The 14,104-nt window shown below is 67.0% G+C and carries 13 protein-coding genes; 8 read left to right on the plus strand and 5 right to left on the minus strand.

What is annotated here, in order from left to right; translation table 11 throughout:
• The first annotated feature begins 132 nt into the window (after positions 1-132).
• The 3 genes from ACILR9_RS27310 (at position 133) to ACILR9_RS27320 (ending at position 2,514) form a co-directional block, all read left to right on the plus strand.
• The gene (locus tag ACILR9_RS27310; RefSeq protein WP_395713135.1) at positions 133-1,482 is read left to right on the plus strand and encodes a tetratricopeptide repeat protein; all 1,350 of its coding nucleotides are present in this window, start codon (positions 133-135) and stop codon (positions 1,480-1,482) included.
• A gap of 200 nt (positions 1,483-1,682) precedes the next feature.
• Positions 1,683-1,982, plus strand: coding sequence for a hypothetical protein (locus ACILR9_RS27315; RefSeq protein ID WP_395713136.1), 300 nt, complete (start codon positions 1,683-1,685; stop codon positions 1,980-1,982).
• A gap of 160 nt (positions 1,983-2,142) precedes the next feature.
• Entirely contained in the window at positions 2,143-2,514 is a 372-nt protein-coding gene (locus ACILR9_RS27320) for a thrombospondin type 3 repeat-containing protein (protein WP_395713137.1), read from the plus strand.
• Positions 2,515-2,522: 8 nt separating this feature from the next.
• Here ACILR9_RS27320 and ACILR9_RS27325 read toward each other — a convergent pair whose 3' ends face one another.
• Positions 2,523-4,127, minus strand: coding sequence for a tannase/feruloyl esterase family alpha/beta hydrolase (locus ACILR9_RS27325; protein WP_395713138.1), 1,605 nt, complete (start codon positions 4,125-4,127; stop codon positions 2,523-2,525).
• On the minus strand, positions 4,088-5,275 hold the full coding sequence (locus ACILR9_RS27330) for a CaiB/BaiF CoA transferase family protein (protein WP_395713139.1): 1,188 nt from the start codon (positions 5,273-5,275) through the stop codon (positions 4,088-4,090). The genes ACILR9_RS27325 and ACILR9_RS27330 overlap by 40 nt, the downstream gene beginning before the upstream one ends.
• An 81-nt stretch (positions 5,276-5,356) precedes the next feature.
• Between ACILR9_RS27330 and prmB the strand changes: the two genes are divergently transcribed.
• Positions 5,357-6,253, plus strand: a complete 897-nt coding sequence (prmB, locus tag ACILR9_RS27335) for a 50S ribosomal protein L3 N(5)-glutamine methyltransferase (protein ID WP_395713140.1) — start codon at positions 5,357-5,359, stop codon at positions 6,251-6,253.
• A gap of 180 nt (positions 6,254-6,433) precedes the next feature.
• Here prmB and ACILR9_RS27340 read toward each other — a convergent pair whose 3' ends face one another.
• Entirely contained in the window at positions 6,434-7,507 is a 1,074-nt protein-coding gene (locus ACILR9_RS27340) for an ATP-dependent 6-phosphofructokinase (protein ID WP_395713141.1), read from the minus strand.
• Positions 7,508-7,585: 78 nt separating this feature from the next.
• Here ACILR9_RS27340 and ACILR9_RS27345 point away from each other — a divergent pair, with 78 nt between their 5' ends.
• Positions 7,586-8,098: a GNAT family N-acetyltransferase gene (locus ACILR9_RS27345; protein ID WP_395713142.1), complete on the plus strand. Its 513-nt coding sequence runs from the start codon at positions 7,586-7,588 to the stop codon at positions 8,096-8,098.
• Between the two features lie 199 nt (positions 8,099-8,297).
• Complete coding sequence (locus ACILR9_RS27350; protein ID WP_395713143.1) at positions 8,298-8,807, plus strand: DinB family protein; 510 nt, start codon at positions 8,298-8,300, stop codon at positions 8,805-8,807.
• A 27-nt stretch (positions 8,808-8,834) separates the two neighbouring features.
• Here ACILR9_RS27350 and ACILR9_RS27355 read toward each other — a convergent pair whose 3' ends face one another.
• The gene (locus ACILR9_RS27355; protein ID WP_395713144.1) at positions 8,835-10,421 is read right to left on the minus strand and encodes a hypothetical protein; all 1,587 of its coding nucleotides are present in this window, start codon (positions 10,419-10,421) and stop codon (positions 8,835-8,837) included.
• Positions 10,422-10,649: 228 nt separating this feature from the next.
• Here ACILR9_RS27355 and ACILR9_RS27360 point away from each other — a divergent pair, with 228 nt between their 5' ends.
• Positions 10,650-11,867: an ATP-grasp domain-containing protein gene (locus tag ACILR9_RS27360; protein WP_395713145.1), complete on the plus strand. Its 1,218-nt coding sequence runs from the start codon at positions 10,650-10,652 to the stop codon at positions 11,865-11,867.
• On the opposite strand, the gene ACILR9_RS27365 is transcribed toward ACILR9_RS27360, so the two are convergent.
• Entirely contained in the window at positions 11,842-12,909 is a 1,068-nt protein-coding gene (locus tag ACILR9_RS27365) for a hypothetical protein (protein WP_395713146.1), read from the minus strand. The genes ACILR9_RS27360 and ACILR9_RS27365 overlap by 26 nt on opposite strands.
• 134 nt (positions 12,910-13,043) lie before the next feature.
• Between ACILR9_RS27365 and ACILR9_RS27370 the strand changes: the two genes are divergently transcribed.
• Positions 13,044-13,886, plus strand: a complete 843-nt coding sequence (locus tag ACILR9_RS27370; protein WP_395713147.1) for an amidohydrolase family protein — start codon at positions 13,044-13,046, stop codon at positions 13,884-13,886.
• Positions 13,887-14,104: the final 218 nt, after the last annotated feature.

The following is a 14,104-nucleotide window of genomic DNA, read 5'->3' on the forward strand; positions in this document are numbered from 1 at the left end:
GTCGCGTTGCTCATGACCCCTCCGCCCCCGACTACGGGGGCACCTCCCCAGCTTCGCTAGGGAGGTATCATGAGAAGCCTCCCCAGCTTCGCTGGCGTGGAGTAAGAGAAGCGACGACAGGAGCAACCATCGATGCGCAAGGATCTGCACGGCCTCACCCTCTCGACCGATTCGGGCACGGCCGTCGATGCCTTCGATCGGGCGACGCAGTCCTATCTCAAGTATCGCACCGACGCCGGGCGCCATCTCGCGGCGGCGCTGAAGGCCGATCCAGGCTTCGCGCTGGGTCACGTGCTGCGCGGCTACTTCAACCTGCTGAGCTACAACACCGCCAACCTGCCGGCCGCCGCCGAGGCGCTGGCCGACGCGCGCAAGCATGCCAAGCGCACGACCACGCGCGAGGCCGCCCATATCGAAGCGCTGGCGCGCTGGATCGACGGGGACCTCGAACGCATGCTCGACGTCTGGGAGGGCATCATCGCCGAGCATCCGCACGACGTGATGGCGTTCCGCCTGCACCATTTCAACGCCTTCTGGCTTGGCCGTCCGGCTACCATGCAGGCCGAGGTCGAGCGGGTCTTCCCGCATTGGAGTCCCGAGCTGCCGGGCTGGGGCATGGTGCTGGCGTGCCGCAGCTTCGCGCATGAGGAGGCCGGCAACTACGTCCTCGCCGAAGGCGCCGGCCGCATGGCGATCGAGGTCGATCCGGGCGACCTGTGGGCCGCCCACGCCGTCGCTCACATCCTGGAGATGCAGGGGCGGCGCAGCGAAGGCATCGACTGGCTGAAGCGCCTGGAGACGAACTGGGAGGGCGCCAACAACCTGAAACACCACCTGTTCTGGCATCGCGCGATGTTCCATCTCGAGCGCGGCGAGTTCGCCGAGGTGCTGTCGCTCTACGATCACGGCTTCCGCGATCTCGGCTCGCCGCTCACACTGGCGATGCCCGACATGTACATCGATGTTCAGAACGCCGCATCGATGCTGTTCCGCCTGGAACGCCAGGGGGTCGCCGTCGGCGATCGCTGGATCGAGCTTGCCGACAAGGCGGAAGCGCGAATCGGCGATTGCCTGTCGGCCTTCACCCTGCCGCATTGGATGATGGCGCTCGCCGCCACCGGGCGGACCGAGGCGGCCCAGCGCATGGTCGAGGCGATGCGCGTCTTCTCGCGCGGCAACGGCACCATCGAGCGCCTCGTCGGCCGGGTGGCCATGCCCTTGTGCGAGGCCGTGCTGGCACATCGCCAGGGCCGGCACGCCGACATGCTGAAGCAGATGCGGCCGATCGTCGGCGACATGTTCCTGCTCGGCGGCAGCCACGCCCAGCAGGACGTGCTGGAACAGCTCTTCCTTGATTCCGCCTTGAAGGCTGAAAGCGAGGGCGACGTGCGCCTGATGCTCGAGCGGGTCGCCGGACGCTCCCCCGTGGCGCCGAGCCGACGCGTCGGCTACGCCGCCGCTGCGGCGCGCTACGCGCACTAGAGCGTGATCTTGTTTGGTCGAAGCACCAAGGAAATCACGCTCCCGGGCGCCACGAGGAACCCGTAACGCACGCAGGCGTCGACGATTGCGTATCAGTTGGGCTTGACAAAAACAGAAAATCGCCGGGCACGACGCCACTTGTCGGTGCGTATCTCGTTTCATGACCAGCCCGGATTCAGGGCGTCCCATTGGAGGTGGAGATGCGCAGTATCAAATGGCTGATCGCGGCTGGCCTGATCGTCGCGACGACAGCCGCCTGCACCGAGCAGTATGGCTATCCGACCACGGCCTACAACAGCGGCTACTACAATAGCGGCACCGGCTACTACAACAGCGGCAGCGGCTACTACAACAACAACCGCTACTACAACAACGGCGGCTACGCCTACAACAGCACGCCGCGCCGTGGCCCCCATGGCGACTATGATCGCGACGGCATCCCGAACCGGTACGACCGCGATGCCAACGGCGACGGTGTTCCGGACCGCTACCAGCGCTAATCCAGCGAACGGACGTGACTACGGACCGGTCCCCGACTCACCTTGGGGGCCGGTTTTCTTGCGCCTTCAAAAGATCACGGGCACGCCGCCCGACCGCCATCGTTGAATACGTACAGGCTGAAAGGAGCACCCCGAGAGGCCGCTCCGAGGAGGCAAAACGATGGGCAGTGTCAAAGGGCTCGGCATCGCGGCAATCGCCTTGGCAGTAACCGGCTGCGTCGAGACCAACGGCTATCCGACGAGTTCCTATGGTGGCTATGGCTACGGCAATTCGGGCTACTACAACCAGCCTGCCTACTACAGCCAACCGACGTACTACAGTCAGCCGGCCTACTACAGCCAGCCCAGCTACTCTTCGCCGCTGCCAAGGGTGGCAACCCAGACCCGATACGTGCCGGTGCCGGCCTCGAATTCCTCGCCGCCGCCGCGCCGCATGCGTGATCGCGACCACGACGGCATCCCCGACAGGTACGACCGCGACGCCAACGGCGATGGCGTTCCCGACAAGTACCAGCGGCGCAATCGCTATTAGCCCCGCCCTTACGGGTCCGGGGCCTTGCAGGCGAAGCTGGCCGCCTCGTCGACGCTGCCGGAACCCGAATAGCGGGCCACCAGGGGATAGGGGCAGAGCGGGCGAGTGCGCGCGATCTTGCCTTTGTCGGCCTGCGAAGCGGTGATCGAGGCCGGCGCCACGCCATTCTCGACCCAGTTGATCAGCGCCGTCATGGCATCGAGCCGGTCGGTGCCGACGCCGCCGCGGCAATGGAACATGCCGGGCACCATGAACAGACGGAAGAAGTCGGGCGTGTCGAGGCCGTTGGCCGCCACTGCCTTCAAGTAGTAGTCGAGACCCATCAGGGGCGGCAGCGCCGTGTCGGCCCAGCCGAAATACATCAGCAGCTTGCCGCCGCGCGCCCGGAACGTGCCGAGATTGGGATCGGTGGCGTTCAGGAGCGTGCGCGCGTCGTTGTACTTCGCGATGTCCTTGGCGAAATCGAACTTGCCGGTGTCGAGCAGCGGATCGGACTTGCCGAGGAAATAGCGGATGAAGCTCTCGCCGTAAGCATGCTGGATCGCCTTGTCGCCGGCGCGGGCGATCAGCCAGCGGTCCCACCCGCTCTCCTGCGCGCCGCTGCCCGTGAACGAGCTGCCCAGGACCTCGGCGCCCAGGGTCTGGCCGAAATGGGCGGGCTTGCCATCGACCTGCACGCCGGCATGGACTTTCTTGATTGCGACGGTCTGTTGCGGCGTCAGGCAATTATCGGCGTCCTGCCCCGCCGGGCATTGCGCCACGTCGCGCTCGAGATTGAAGTCGCAGCGCCGTGGATCGTCGATCAAGCCATCCTTGAGCCCGTCCTTGGCGTCGCAGCGGGCATAGAGGGCGTCGGCAACCAGCTTCATCTTGGCGAGCGGCACCTGCGCCTCCGCCATCACCTGCCCGTTCCACAGGCTCTGCGCCACCGTATCGACGAAGTTCAACACCGGCGCGCCGGCGACGATGCCGTCGAAATCCTGCGGGAAGCGCTGGGCGCTGATCAGCCCTTGGCGACCGCCGGTCGAGCAGCCGTCCCAATAGGAGTAGGACGCGGCGCGCCCGTAGTAGGCAGCGGCAATGCGCTTGGCCTCGACCGCCGTCAGGTGCACGGCGCGGAAGGCATAGTCGACGCGTTTCTGGTAGCTGACGGCGAAGCTCGCCAGCGGCTCGGCCGCCGCATCGTGGCCGGTGTTCGTCGTCGCCGTGGCGAAACCCTGCTTCAGGGCATTGGCCCGATAGAGCGGCCGGTTGCCGGTCTCGGGCGTCTCCCCGGCGAAGCCGCCATTGCCGTGCATGTAGAAGCGCCGGTTCCAGTTGGCCGGCAGGTTCACCTCGAAGCGGATCTCGGGCTGGATCAGGCCGGTGACGCGGCAATGCTCGGGCACGCCGTCGGCTGCCGCTACGACGCGGGCCGAGATGATCGTGGTTTCCATGGTTGCGAGACCCGCGACGGAAACGCATCCCATCGCCGACTTTGCCGGCGCCGCGCCATACCGGACTGCCGACGTCGCCGCGTCGGTGAAGCTGTAGCCGTTCTGCGCCGATGCGACGACGGGCGCCAGCCCGCCCGTCAGCGCGATTGCCGCGAGCGCGACTGTCGACCGGACCATGGTTTCTTTCCCTTGGGCTTGTTGTGCTTGATCTCGTCGTCGTGCTGGCCGAGCGCCGGCGCGGCGCGACGCACGCCGCCCGGTGTCGCCGACATCTTGATCGGCACGCCCAGGGTCTTCTGCCGACCCGCCTTGGCATGCTCGACCTCGGCCACCATGCCGCGCGCCAGGACCTGCGGATCGGCGAAGACCTCGTCGTGGTGCAGCACCGGCCCGGCCGGAATGCCTTCGGCCTCGAGCGCCGTCATCCAGTCGGCCGTGCTGCGCTTCAGTACCTCGGCCTGCAGCAGGTCGACGATCAGGTCGTTGTTCCTCACCCGGTCGGCGTTGGTCCTGAAGCGCGCATCATCGGCGAGCTCGGGCTTGCCGATCATGGCGCAGAGCTTGCGGAAGAAATTCTGCTGCGCGCCGCCGATGGTGAGCCAGCCGTCCAACGTCTGGAACACCTGGTAGGGCGAGGAGCCGCGATGCGCCTGGCCGAGCTTCTCGGGCCGCTTGCCGTTGGCGAAATAGTTGGCGGCCTCGTAAACGCCGAGCGACACCGTGGCCTCGAGCAGCGACGTCTCGACCCACTGGCCCTTGCCGGTCGCCTGGCGCGCCTGCAGCGCCGCCAGGATGCCGATGGTGAGATAGAGCCCGGCGCCGACATCGGAGATGGCGAGCGGAATGCGGTAGGGCGGACCATCCTTGGGTCCGGTCACCGACATCAGGCCGGACATCGCCTGGACCATCAGATCGAAGCCGCCGCGCCCGGCATAGGGTCCCGTCTGGCCGAAGCCCGAGATCGAACCCAGCACCAGCTGCGGGTTGCGCGCGCTCAGCGTCTCCCAGCCGAGGCCGAGCCGCTTCATCACGCCGGGGCGGAAATTCTCCAGCACCACGTCCGCGCCGTCGACCAGCTCCCAGAAGGTTTCGAGGTCGGCGGCATCCTTGAGATCGAGCCGGATGCCGCGCTTGTTGCGGTTCCACAGCATGAAGGGTGCCGACTCGCCTTCGATGAAAGGCGGTGCGCCGCGCATCGAATCGCCCTGCGGGCTTTCGATCTTGATCACGTCGGCGCCGAGGTCGGCGAGCTGCATGCCGCAGAACGGGCCCGACAAGTGCGTCGTCAGGTCGAGAACGACCAAGCCGTCGAGAGGGCCGGCCATCCTAAAGGCCCCTCTGTTGGCGCCGCGGGCAGGCCGCAAGAGGGAAGGCACGGTTGGTCATGTCGGCTACTCTAGGCGGCCATGCCCTCCGCCAACAAACCTTCTCTCGACACCCTGAGTGAAATTTTTCGCTTCGCCGTCCGCCGCTTCCGGTCCGCCCGGCTGGCCTACGGCCACGGCACGACCAATGCCCGCGACGAGGCGGCGTTCCTCCTGCTCGAAGGGCTTGGTCTGCCGATCGACCGCCTCGATCCCTACCTCGATCTCAGGCCGACCGCCGAGGAACGCGCCCGACTGCTGACGTTGATCGACGCGCGCACTGACCTGCGCCTGCCGGCGCCCTATCTCGTCGGCGCCGCCTACATGCACGGCGTGCGTTTCGCCAGCGACCGGCGCGCCCTCGTTCCACGTTCCTTCATCGGCGACATGCTGGCCGACGGTATCCTGCCGATCGGTGACCCCGGGCGCATCAAGCGCATCCTCGACCTGTGCACCGGCTCGGGCTGCCTTGCCGTGCTGGCCGCCCTCACCTTCCCGCGGGCAGAGATCGACGCCACGGATCTGTCCGCGGGCGCATTGGCGCTGGCGCGAACCAACGTGGCCAACCATCGGTTCGGCGATCGCATCACGCTGCATCGCGGCGATCTGTTCGCGCCGCTGGGCGCCAGGCGCTACGACCTCATCATCAGCAATCCACCCTATGTCGACGCGCGCGGCATGGCCCGGCTGCCGCCGGAATACCTGCACGAGCCTCGGATCGCGCTGGCTGCCGGCGACGACGGGCTCGACCTCGTGCGCCGCATCCTTGCCGAAGCCCCCCGCCACCTCACACGGCACGGCGCGCTGCTGTGCGAGGTCGGTCGCGGCCGGCGCGCCCTCGAAGCGGCCTTCCCGAATCTGCCCTTCCTGTGGCTCGACACCGAGCACAGCGAAGGCGAGGTGTTCTGGATAGCGGCGGCCGATTTGAAGGGTCGGTGACCTCGTTGTCCTTCTCATGATTCCTCCCCAGCGAAGCTGGGGAGGTGTCGCGTCATACGCGACGGAGGGGTCAGAGGCCCCACTCCCGCTGCTCATGACCCCTCCGTCCGCGGTTACGCGGACACCTCCCCACGCAAAGCGTGGGGAGGAGAACAAAGAAAGCTGGGGAGGAGATGTGCCTCACCCGGCATCCCCCAGGCAGATGCCGAGGGCGCGAGCGGTGCGGATCAGGGTGCCGTCGCGATCGACCGTGCGCGAGCGGCCGACGACCTTCGCCAGCGGCACATCGATGACCTGGCGGTTCCACCATGCCACCATGCGGTCGGACTTGCCCTCGGCCAGCAGGTCGACGGCGCGTACGCCCAGCGCCGCGGCGAGCAGGCGATCCTCGGCGGTCGGCGTCGCGCCGCGCTGGACATGGCCCAGCACGGTGGCGCGCGCCTCGGCACCGGTCGCCTGGCTCAGGCGGCGTGCCAGCCAGTCGCCGACGCCTTGCTTGGGCGCATCACTCGCGGCATCGGACGCCTTGTCGGACTGGCCAGCCGCCTCGGCCACCACGACGAGCGCCGAGCTGCGTCCGGTTGCGCGCAGGCTGGCGATGTGCGCCACCACCCGCTCGAAATGCCAGTGCACTTCCGGGATCAGCACGACGTCGGCGCCGCCGGCAATGCCGGCGGCGATGGCGATGTGGCCGGCATCGCGCCCCATCACCTCCAGCACCATGACGCGCTCGTGGCTCGCCCCGGTGGGATGCAGGCGATCGAGCGCCTCGGTGGCGACGGCAACGGCGGTCGGATAGCCGACGGCGCGCTCGGTGTTGGCGACGTCGTTGTCGATCGTCTTGGGAATGCCGACGAACGGCATGCCCGACGGCGCCACCAGGCGTCGCAGGATGTCGAGGCTGCCGTCGCCGCCCACGCCGATCAGGCCCTCGATCCCGAGCAGGAGCAGCCCCTCGACCATCTCACCCGAGCGATCCTTGCGGCTGCCGTCGGGCATGGGAAAGGCGAACGGATCGCCGCGATTGGTAGTGCCGAGGAACGTCCCGCCCTGGCGCGCCAACGCGGCATCCATCCGATCGACGTCGAGCACCTCGGCTTCGACCGGACGTTCGAGCAAGCCGAGGGTGCCGTAGCGTATTCCCACAGTCGTCCAGCCGTAGCCATGACGGGCACGCAAGGCGACGGCCCGGATCGCGGCGTTCAGGCCGGCGCAATCGCCGCCGCTCGTCAGGATGCCGATTCGCTTGGTCATACATACCCTCCGTGACTAGTGTAGCCAATGGCCAGCGCTCCGAAGAAACAACCGACATTCGTCACCAAGAGACTGCGCGTGCGGCCGTTTCGAGCCAGCGACGACGCGGCTCTGCACCTTCTCTATGGCGACGCCGACAATCTGCGCTATTGGGGCACCGACCCCAGCCCGAGTGCCCAGCGAACGCAGAAGATGATGAGTTGGCATCTCGGCTATCGTCCACGCAACTACGTGCTGTGGGCGGTCGAAGAGATCAAGAGTCGTCGTCTGATCGGCATGATCAACTATCATCGCCGAGACTTGCGCGAGAAACGCGTCGATATGGGCTGGCTGATCCTGCCGGAGATGCAGGGCAAGGGCTACATGACGGAGGCCGGCCAGGCGTTGCTGCGCCATCTGATCGACGATCTCGGCGTCCACAAGATCGAGGCGCTGATCCGCAAGGAGAACAAGCCGTCGGCGGCCCTTGCCAGGCGGCTGGGGTTCCGCCTCGAAGGCGGCCCGATCCGCGATCGCTGGCTGGTCGGGGGCCAGTGGCACAGCGTCATGCTCTACGGCCTGATCGCCGGCGAGGAACGCGTATCGCGGTGAGCATCGCAGGCGAGAGGCAGGAGTTTCCCACTCATGCTCTGAGTCTTCCGGACCACGAGCGGGACGCTCGCAGTCCAGAGACCATGAGCTCTCCGTCGAAAGCTCGGCTGTTGGAAAAGTCACGGCCTCTCGGGCTGCGCAGATGGTTGAACGAGTCAATCAATCTTGAAACAGGGGCCGGCAATCGCACAATGCCGGCATGAAGAGCCACTACGCGACCTTCGCCCGGTACAATCAATGGGCCAATCGCCGTCTCTACGACGCCGCCGCACTGCTGAGCGACGCCGAGTACCGTGCCGACCAAGGCGCCTTCTTCAAGTCGATGCATGGCACGCTGAACCATCTGCTGACCACCGATCGGATCTGGATGCAGCGATTCACCGGTTCAGGCGAGGCGCCGGAGCGTCTCGACACGATCCTGCACGAGCGTCTCGCCGATCTTGCGGCGGCGCGGCGGGCCGAAGATCGACGGATCGTCGCCTGGATGGATGGTCTGGATGAGGAAGCGCTCGCAGGCGTCATCCGCTACCGGCGCGTCTCGACACCCGAGGAATTCGTGCAGCCGTTGATGCCCGCCCTCAATCATTGGTTCAACCACCAGACCCATCATCGTGGTCAGGCACACATGGTTCTGACCAGCCTGGGCAAGAGCGCGCCCGAGCTCGACCTGCTCTACTATCAGCGCCTCGCCGACAGGGGCGAGGCCTGAGGTCACGGGCTCCCGAGGATGGCGGCTCTATTCGAGAGCGCACACCGAACGGCTGCCGCCGGCCTCGCTGGCCCAGCGCGAATCGCAGGTCGCCAGGGACTGGTTGTCAACACCGCGAAAGACCGCGGTCCACTCGCCGTTGTCGCGCGGGGTGACGACCAGCGCGCCGAAATCGCTGAGGCCGACGACATGACCGTCGAACCCGTCGAGATCGGGCACGCGGACCGGTTGCCTGGGGGCCAACGGCCGCGGCTCGGGAATGACCCGGGCGAGGTCGGTGCCGCCGGTGCCGACCGACAGCTGCGGCGGCCGCTTGCCGGCGAATCCGACTGCCTGGAAGCGATGCATGTGGCCGGAGAACACGCCTTTGACGTGACCGGGCAGCCCGTCGCGGAACACCGTGGCGATCGCGGTCTGTTGCGTCAGGTTGATGAAGCCGTAAGGCGCGTCGCTGGCCGGCGATCCCTTGATCTTCTTGACCACGCCCCACGCCGGGCGGTGCGTGACCAGCCAGGTCGGATTCCTGCTCTGCGCCAGCAGGCTCGCGACAGAGCGGTAGACGGTGATGTAGTGCTCGAGCGCGTAAAGCACGGCGTCGCCGGCATCGGAAGAGTCGATGGCGATGATGTCGAGCTCCCCGAGCCTTACCCGAAACGGCGCATGCGGCGCGGTCGGGAAGGAACGGCCTTCGAACGGCAGCACGGGCGGCGGCGGCCAGGCGCCCGGTATCCAGTGGGACGGCGTCTGCGGAGGGCATTCCGACTGGCTCCGGCCGGGACCGAGCAGGGTAGACGCTGAATCGAGCAGATAGAACCAGCCGGGCCCGGCGCGGCTGCACAGTTCATGATTGCCGCGGCTCAGCAGCCAGGGCGCCGCGACCAGCAGGCGGGTCGACGGAACGAAGAAATCGTCGCGCCAGTACGACCATTTGTCGGGCAGCGGACTGCCCTGCATGTTCTGGCTCCAGTAGCCCGGTCCGATCGGATAACGCGGCGCCTCGTCTTCATCGTCGAGGTCGCCGGTGTCGAACACGCTGACCCTGAGGTCGTGCGCATAGCCGGTGGCGCGCGTCGGAAACACGATGAAGTGCGGCGTGCCGCGATAGTTGTAGTCGCCGAGATGGACGATGAGGTCGGGACCGTCGGTGGCGCCTTCCGACGAAATCGTTCCGAACGGCCACATCCTGTCATAGCCATTGCCGATGCAGAGCTGCGGCCATATGCCGGCCGCCCCCTCGCAACCCGAATCGCCCAGCATGACGATGCGCCGCGGCGTGCCGAGCGAGACCACCGGCAGGTCGACCCGACGGCTGGCGAATTGCACGCTCGCCGAACGGCCCACCGGATAGAGCGCCTCGCACACCAACACCTGATCGAAATGCCCGCCCGCCGGCCGTCTGCGCGGACCGAGTGTCGCCAGCGCCGCGCCGTCGGCATCACGCAGGCTTGGACAGGACGTGCCGCCCTCCTCGACGCTGCGGACCATCGGCACCGGCCGGCCATTCGTGCCTTCGCCGAACAACACGAATGCCCACGCCTCGGGAGATGGAGGCTGTGCCTGCACCTCCCCGCAGACCATGAATGCCACAAGGATGCCGCAGAAAATGCGAATCATTCCGAACTCCCCGTGAGTCGTTGTAGCAGGAAATCGGGCGGAACCGCCGATGAAGTCTGGGGACCGACGCCAAAGGCCGGATGGCGCAATCGTGATACCCTGGTCACGCCCGGCGTAAGGCTTTCGACAGTGCTCTTGGGCTCTGTGGCCAGGCGTCGATGACACTTCGACATCCTGGAGGCACAACTTTCTTACGTTGCGCAGCTTGATGGGTAATCAGGTAACCAAATGACCAAGCTTCGCCTGCTGATTGTCGCACTCGACAACTGGTACGGGTCGGCGCGTCTGCCACGCAACCTGCGGAGGGCTGGCTTCGAGGTTGGGCTGCTCGCTCCGCCAAGCAGTTTTGTCGCCCAATCGTGCGATGTGGATCAGCGTTTCCCGCTCGAGGCCGATGGCGGACCGCGCACCCTCGAACGGCCGGCTTGGCAGGCCATCGAGGCTTTTGCTCCAGACTTCATCGTGCCTGGCGACGAAAAGTCGGTGCGCGTGCTGAATTTCATGGCGACGTCGCGGTCGGCGCCGACATCGCCGGGTGCCAAGTCGGCATTGCTGCGCTCGCTGCCGTCGAGGCCAAGCCTGTTGGGCCGCGCCGAGATGACGATGCTCGCCGTCGATAGCGGCCTCGTGTGCCCCGCGTCCGCTGCGGTCCGCTCGCTCGACGAAGCGCTCAGCAAAGCGGAACAGCTCGGCTGGCCGGTGTATCTCAAACGCGACAACACGGCGGGCGGCAACGGCGTGCGCTGGTGCAGCGATCGCATGTCGCTCGCCGCCAATTTCGCCCAGCTCACCAATACGGACATGTCCCTGTGGTCGGCTGAGGGGACCTTGAGGCGGGGGCGACAATGGCTTCGCAGCATCGGTCTCGCCGGCGATCCAGGGATCACCATCCAGGCGGCAGTACCGGGCGAACCCGCCTTTCACACGGCCGTTGCCCTTGATGGAAAATGGCTGGCCGGCCTCTCCGCTGACGTGGAGGAATTCTACCCGCGGCCGACCGGACCCAGCACGCGCGTGCGGCTGCATGGCGACCCCGAGATGGAGGATCTGGCGCGACGGTTGATCGCCTCGTTGGGCTACAGCGGCTTCTGTGGCCTCGATTTCATCAGGCGCCGCGACGGCGGCCTGACCTTCCTCGAATTCAATGCGCGACCGACGCCAGTCGCCCATCTCGGCGGCCTGATCGGCGCCGATCTCGGCGCCGCCCTGCATGCCACGCTGACCGGCCGGCCCATCGCCGCGACGCAGCCGATGGCGACGGAGCGGGTCGCACTGTTCCCCCAGGATTGGCTACGCGACCCTCACGGTGCGGATCGTGCGTGCTGCTACCAGGACATCCCGACCGACGATCCGGCGCTGCTTGCGGCGCTGAGCACGCTCCTGCCGAAAGGCTGGAACGATCCTGGCGAAGGCTCGCGCCTCACGCCGCCGCCTTCTTCCGGTTAGCTTCCAGCCTGGCGTCGACCAGGGCCACGCCGGCGTCGATCACCGGATGGCTCATTCCCTTCTGGCGGGCGATGAGCTGCACCAACTTGTCGGCGCGCTCGATATTGGGCAGTCCGTTGTTGAGCGCGCGCGCCGCCGAGGCGGGGCGCACCAGGCTCTGCGCCGCCTCGGCGTACTTCTCGAAGGGCACGAGGTCGCTCCGGCTCGCCCCCAGCTTGAGGCAGAGATCGATGACAAAATCGTAGACCGAGCGCGACGTCGCGATGTCGCTGTGAACCGCCTCCTGGGCGGTGCGCATGCCGTCGGCCGTGATGCAGCGATAGTTGCCGGCAAGCAGCATCGCCCACTTGGCGAGCGGCACGAAGATCGAGTCGTAGACGCGCAGCTTGACCGGCAACTCGACGCGCCCCTCGGGCGCGTCGAACCGCACCGCGTCGATTTCCTTCTCGAGCGTGCGGAGCATCGCCGTCGCCTTCTCGTCCTTGAGCCGCGCCACCTTGAAATTGGTCGGCAGGGTGACCTGCAGCACATTGACCTGCTCGTCCGGCGGACGGATCGCCTGCGGATCGGGGCTGCACAAGGTCAGGGTCTCGGGGTCGAAGCTGTCCCACACCCGGGGATCGGTGTAGGCGGGCTCGAGCAGGCGACCATCGAGGCCGGGGATGCGCTTCACGTAGGGCAACGGCGGCATGTTCATGATCGACATGCAGGGAACCCGCGATTTCGCCACCGCGTCGAGCAGCTCGCGCACACCCGGCGAACGATACTGCGGCTCCTGCATGGCAAGCCCGATGAGATCGTAGTCGGCCGGGTTTGCGCTGGTCGTGCCGCCGGCCGTCACCTTGCCGGGAAGCTTGCGCGAATCGATCTCGACCGGATCCTTGCGGCCGCGGATCGGCATGCGCACGCGGAAGCCCTCGGCATTGATCAGGTCGGCTTCCGCCGGCAGGCAGATCAGGTGCACGGAATGTCCGCCGAACAGGATCTTGGAGGCGAGCAGCGAGCCGTAGGACGCGCCCATGATCATGATTTTGAGAGGCATGCCTTCGTTTCCCCGATTATTGTGGCATGCAGTATCGAGGATGAACGCCGCCGCGCCTAGGACGATATCGCGCCAAGGCAGGCGGCCGTTGCGGAATGTCGGCCCACTATGGAATGCCGAAAAGGCGAGGTTACATGGCGACGATCGACGCGCAGGTTCATTGCTATGAACGCAATCATCCCGGCCGGCCGTGGATCGAGGCGCTGCCCGGTCCGCCGGAGATGACCGGCGATCAGATGGTGGCGGCGATGGATGCCGTCGGCGTCGACGGCGCGCTGCTGATCTCGGTGTTCGCCATGTACCGCTGGGACGCGAGCTACGCCATCGCCGCCCATGCGGGCCATCCCGATCGCTTCGCCTTGATCAAGCCGGTCGACCCGAACGATCCGGCCGTGGCCGAGACGATCGCCGACTGGGCGGCGACCAAGGGCGCGGTCGCGGTCCGGGTCATGATGCGGCCGGAGATTTCGAGCGACCCGGACGATCCCGGCTTGGGCCGCGTTCTCGCCGCGGCGGGCCATGATTCGCTGCCGGTCAACCTGATGTGCTGGGGACGGCTCGAGCAGGCAGCTGAGCTTGCCCGCCGCCATCCCGGAACGCGCCTTGTGATCGACCATCTCGGCCTGCCGCAGCCATTCACGCCGCCGCCGCCGGCCGAGCCTTTCGCCGCGCTGGCGTCCGTGCTGGCGCTCGCGGCGCACGACAACATCGTGGTCAAGATCAGCGGCGCCTGCACGCTCAGCCACGAGCCGTTTCCGTACAGGGACCTCTGGGATTCGCTTGGCCGCATCTTCGATGCCTTCGGTCTCGATCGTTGCCTGTGGGGCACCGACTGGACACGGGCCACGGCCCTCCTGACCTACCGCGAGGGCGTCGAGGCCTTTCGTGTCACCGATCGGCTGTCCGACGGCGATCGGGCCATGCTGATGGGCGAGGCCTTGCAGCGGGTCTACGGCTGGGCGCCGCGCACGCCATAGCGCCGCCGATGGCTTGACCAATCCGCCAGTGCCGGCACGACGCAATCCGGCCGGGCTCCTTGGGCCGCAGGTTGGAACCCCTCGAGCGCAAGCCTCTGGGGCACGCCTGATTTTCGATCAGTGCTCAGGCCTCCGCCTCAGCGCATCGCCACAAGCTCGAGCGCGGCCGAACCGAAGCTGATGACGGCGCCAACTCCCAGCAGGACCACGGCTCCTGC

Origin of the sequence: Reyranella sp. (assembly GCF_044224635.1) — a bacterium.
Taxonomy (GTDB): domain Bacteria; phylum Pseudomonadota; class Alphaproteobacteria; order Reyranellales; family Reyranellaceae; genus Reyranella.

Excerpts from the sequence above, each read along its gene's own strand:
- ACILR9_RS27310 (WP_395713135.1), top strand. The coding sequence starts at position 133 with ATGCGCAAGGATCTGCACGGCCTCACCCTCTCGACCGATTCGGGCACG.
- ACILR9_RS27315 (WP_395713136.1), top strand. The coding sequence starts at position 1,683 with ATGCGCAGTATCAAATGGCTGATCGCGGCTGGCCTGATCGTCGCGACG.
- ACILR9_RS27320 (WP_395713137.1), top strand. The coding sequence starts at position 2,143 with ATGGGCAGTGTCAAAGGGCTCGGCATCGCGGCAATCGCCTTGGCAGTA.
- ACILR9_RS27325 (WP_395713138.1), bottom strand. The coding sequence starts at position 4,127 with ATGGTCCGGTCGACAGTCGCGCTCGCGGCAATCGCGCTGACGGGCGGG.
- ACILR9_RS27330 (WP_395713139.1), bottom strand. The coding sequence starts at position 5,275 with ATGGCCGGCCCTCTCGACGGCTTGGTCGTTCTCGACCTGACGACGCAC.
- prmB (WP_395713140.1), top strand. The coding sequence starts at position 5,357 with ATGCCCTCCGCCAACAAACCTTCTCTCGACACCCTGAGTGAAATTTTT.
- ACILR9_RS27340 (WP_395713141.1), bottom strand. The coding sequence starts at position 7,507 with ATGACCAAGCGAATCGGCATCCTGACGAGCGGCGGCGATTGCGCCGGC.
- ACILR9_RS27350 (WP_395713143.1), top strand. The coding sequence starts at position 8,298 with ATGAAGAGCCACTACGCGACCTTCGCCCGGTACAATCAATGGGCCAAT.
- ACILR9_RS27355 (WP_395713144.1), bottom strand. The coding sequence starts at position 10,421 with ATGATTCGCATTTTCTGCGGCATCCTTGTGGCATTCATGGTCTGCGGG.
- ACILR9_RS27360 (WP_395713145.1), top strand. The coding sequence starts at position 10,650 with ATGACCAAGCTTCGCCTGCTGATTGTCGCACTCGACAACTGGTACGGG.
- ACILR9_RS27365 (WP_395713146.1), bottom strand. The coding sequence starts at position 12,909 with ATGCCTCTCAAAATCATGATCATGGGCGCGTCCTACGGCTCGCTGCTC.
- ACILR9_RS27370 (WP_395713147.1), top strand. The coding sequence starts at position 13,044 with ATGGCGACGATCGACGCGCAGGTTCATTGCTATGAACGCAATCATCCC.